The organism is Paraburkholderia sp. LEh10 (genome assembly GCF_017814945.1).
GTDB lineage: Bacteria > Pseudomonadota > Gammaproteobacteria > Burkholderiales > Burkholderiaceae > Paraburkholderia.
Map to the genome: position 1 here is coordinate 3,051 of NZ_JAGIPX010000143.1, position 3,719 is coordinate 6,769.

The 3,719-nt window shown below is 63.9% G+C and carries 3 protein-coding genes and 1 pseudogene; all 4 read left to right on the top strand.

What is annotated here, in order from left to right; translation table 11 throughout:
- Positions 1–282 precede the first annotated feature (282 nt).
- Positions 283–1,269: a CbbX protein gene (gene cbbX / locus J8I87_RS42880; RefSeq protein ID WP_209938655.1), complete on the top strand. Its 987-nt coding sequence runs from the start codon at positions 283–285 to the stop codon at positions 1,267–1,269.
- Between the two features lie 9 nt (positions 1,270–1,278).
- Entirely contained in the window at positions 1,279–2,391 is a 1,113-nt protein-coding gene (locus tag J8I87_RS42885) for a class 1 fructose-1,6-bisphosphatase (RefSeq protein ID WP_209938656.1), read from the top strand.
- 96 nt (positions 2,392–2,487) lie between these two features.
- The gene (locus J8I87_RS42890) at positions 2,488–3,360 is read left to right on the top strand and encodes a phosphoribulokinase (protein ID WP_209938657.1); all 873 of its coding nucleotides are present in this window, start codon (positions 2,488–2,490) and stop codon (positions 3,358–3,360) included.
- A 64-nt stretch (positions 3,361–3,424) separates the two neighbouring features.
- Positions 3,425–3,719: pseudogene (locus J8I87_RS42895) on the top strand (hypothetical protein); the annotation flags it as partial.

A 3,719-nucleotide genomic window follows, 5' to 3' on the forward strand; every position in this document is an offset into this window, starting at 1 on the left:
GACTGGAATAAGTCGCTGAAGCGCCGACGCTGATTGGCTCGCCATGGGATGGGAGTAAGCGCTGAAGCGCCAACTCCGATCGACCTGGCGTGGGACTGGAATAAGTCGCTGAAGCGCCGACGCTGATTGGCTCGCCATGGGATGGGAGTAAGCGCTGAAGCGCCAACTCCCATCGACCTGGCGTGGGACCAGAGTAAGGCGCTAAAGCGCCAACTCCGGTCGACTCGCCATGGGATGGAAGTAGGCGCTGAAGCGCCAACTCTGGTCGATAGGAGACACACCATGACCGCCGTGATAACCGAGCCACCGACGCAGACGCAACCACAACGGCACGCGCCTCCAGCGCCGCATATCGATCTGCTCGCGCTCTTTCGCGAATCGGGCATCTCGGATGTGCTCGATGAACTCGATTGCGACCTCGTCGGCCTCGCGCCCGTCAAGACGCGCATCCGCGAAATCGCCGCGCAACTGCTCGTCGGACGCGCGCGCGAAGCGCTCGGCATCGAAAGCGGCGCGCCGACGCTGCATATGTGCTTCAGCGGCAACCCCGGCACGGGCAAGACGACGGTCGCGCTGCGCATGGCGGATGTGCTGTTCCGGCTCGGCTATATCCGGCGAAATCACCTCGTCTCAGTGACGCGCGACGATCTCGTCGGCCAGTACATCGGCCACACCGCGCCGAAGACCCGCGACGTGCTCAAGCGCGCAATGGGCGGCGTGCTGTTCATCGACGAAGCGTATTACCTGTATCGCCCCGAAAACGAGCGCGACTACGGCCAGGAATCGATTGAAATCCTGCTCCAGGCCATGGAGAACCAGCGCGACGATCTCGTCGTCATCCTCGCCGGCTACGCCGCGCGGATGGATACGTTTTTCGGCAGCAACCCGGGCTTTCGCTCGCGGATCGCACACCATCTGTCTTTCCCCGATTACGCGCCCGACGAACTGCTGCTGATCGCGCAAAGGATGCTGGAGACAATGCACTACCGGTTCGATGCCGACGCCCGCCGCGCGTTCGAGGACTACCTCGCGCGGCGCGTGCGTCAGCCGAACTTCGCGAACGCGCGCTCCGTGCGCAACGCGCTCGACCGCGCGCGGCTGCGCCAGGCCAACCGCCTGTTCGCCGATGCGCTCGGCGGTGGCGCCTGCGCCGATCCCGCCGCGCTGACGCTGCTGACAGCCGCCGATATCCGCGCGAGCAGCGTGTTCTCCGATTCCGCCGGTGGCGAGGCAAGCCGCGACACCGCACCCGCATTCCCCACTTCGTAGGAGAGCATCATGCGCCACGCACGCATCACGTTGACGAGGTTCCTGACGGGCGACGCGGACCATCTGTTGCCGACGCGGCCGCCGACCGCATTGCAGGCCGTGCTGCACGAGGTCGCCGCGTCAGTGAAGACGATCGCCTCGGCGCTCGCGCGCGGCACGCTCGGCGACAGCGCGCGGGCCGATTCGGTGGCCAGCGGCGCGGTACTCGCGTATTGCGTGCGACGCCGCAAGCTGGCCGAAACCGCGATGCGCAACCGGCGCGCGGACGACGCGGACAAGCCCGGGTACCAGCTCGCGTTCGATCCGCTGAACTGTCCGTGGAACGCGGATATCAACGGCACGGCGGGCTCGATCTTTTCGGTGATGCAGGTGCAGTCACAAGGCAGCGGCGCGAATGGCGGCGACGCGCATGTCGAAACGTTCCGCGAACCTGACAGTGAACCAGAATGCGAACCATATGGTGAACCATACGGTGAACCGCTTCTTCAGCCAGGACGGGAGCAGGCGGCTGCGGGCTACACGATCTACGGCCCGGCGACGATGCTCGTCATCACGCTCGGCGAAGGCACGCACGGCTTCACGCTCGATGTCGAGAAAGACGAGTTCGTGCTCACGCATCCGTCGATCCGCATTCCTGACGAAACGGGTGAGGTTGCCGTCGATGCGTCGAACGAGCGCTTTTGGGAGCCGCCCGTGCGGCGCTACGTGCACGAGTGCCGCGAAGGGCGGGCGGGCTGCCGCGAGCGCGATTTCAGCCTGCGCTGGAGCGACGCGCTCGTGCCCGAAGTGCATCGCATCATGATGCGCGGCGGCCTCTTTCTGATGCCGCGCGACTACCGGACGCGTTCCGCGATGCGCGGGCGGCTGTCCGTTGTCTACGACGCGAGCCCGCTTGGCTTTCTCGTCGAGCAGGCGGGCGGCATGGCGACGACGGGCCGCGAACGCGTGCTCGATGCCGCGCCGCGCACGTTTCACGAACGCATGCCGCTGATACTCGGCTCGTCGAACGAGGTGGCGCGCGTCGGCCGCTATCACCGCGAGCACGATCTCGGCATCGATGCACCGTTTTCATCGCCGCTTTTTCGTGAGCGCTCGCTGTTCCTTCCGGAGAGGTCGCTCTGACGCGTTGCTTCGGGCGAAATGAACGCAACCGTGTTGCCCGCGGCCTGGGCGTGGCGCTAAAGCGCTCGCTCTGGCCGCCTCGCCAGGAGAGAGCAAATGTCAGTCAGACATCCGATCGTCGCGGTGACAGGGTCGAGCGGCGCAGGCACGACCACTGTGATGAGGAGCTTCACTCACATTTTTCGCAGGGAGAAGATCAATGCGCAGATTATCGAAGGCGATGCGTTCCATCGCTACGACAGGCTCGGCATGCGCGAAGCGCTGCGGCAGAGCGAGCGGGACGGCGTGCGCAACTTCAGCCACTTCGGGCCCGATGCGAATCTGCTCGACGAACTCGCGCAGCTGTTCGCGACCTACGGCGCGTCGGGTGGCGGGAAGTTTCGCCGCTACGTGCATGACGAAGCGGACGCCGCCGTGTACAAGCAGGACGCGGGTACGTTCACGCCTTGGGAGGAGATTGCGCCGGGCACGGACATGATGTTTTACGAAGGGCTCCATGGTGCGGCCGTGACCAGCAAGGTCGACATCGCACAGCATGCGGATCTGCTCGTCGGCGTGGTGCCGATCATAAACCTGGAGTGGATCCAAAAGCTGCATCGTGACCAGACGCTGCGCGGTTATTCGCACGAGGCCGTCGTCGATACGATATTGCGGCGTATGCCGGACTACGTGAATTACATCTGCCCGCAGTTTTCGCGCACGCATGTGAATTTCCAGCGGGTGCCGACCGTCGATACGTCGAATCCGTTCACCGCGCGCGAGATCCCGCAGCCTGACGAGAGCTTTGTCGTGATCCGTTTCTCGAAGCCGAAGGGCATCGACTTCCCGTATCTGCTGACGATGCTGCACGATTCGTTCATGTCGCGGCCGAACGTGATCGTGGTGCCGGGCGGCAAGATGGGGCTCGCGATGCAGCTCATCTTTACGCCGATGATCCTGCAGTTGAGGGACAGGCAGGCTAGAGTGTGATGTTGGTTTGTTTTTGTCTGCGACGCTGGGGTGGTGATTTGCTTTTGCGCGGGCATCCTTCGCGATGCGGGTTGTTTCTGCCGCTATCGCTGGCATCGCGATTGCGGTTTGTTTTGCCTTTGCGCTGGCATCCGCGAATGCGGTTTGTTTTGCCTTTGCGTTGGCATCCGCGATTGCGGTTTGTTTTGCCTTTGCGCTGGCATCCGCGATTGCGGTTTGTTTTGCCTTTGCGCTGGCATCCGCGAATGCGGTTTGTTTTGCCTTTGCGCTGGCATCCGCGATTGCGCCTCGCGGCGCGGGCGTCGCCCCTGTGCGGGGCGGCACTTACTTTCTTTGCCGCGGCAAAGAAAGTAAGCAAA

Coding starts and splice junctions, on each gene's coding strand:
- cbbX (WP_209938655.1), top strand. CDS start 283: ATGACCGCCGTGATAACCGAGCCACCGACGCAGACGCAACCACAACGG.
- J8I87_RS42885 (WP_209938656.1), top strand. CDS start 1,279: ATGCGCCACGCACGCATCACGTTGACGAGGTTCCTGACGGGCGACGCG.
- J8I87_RS42890 (WP_209938657.1), top strand. CDS start 2,488: ATGTCAGTCAGACATCCGATCGTCGCGGTGACAGGGTCGAGCGGCGCA.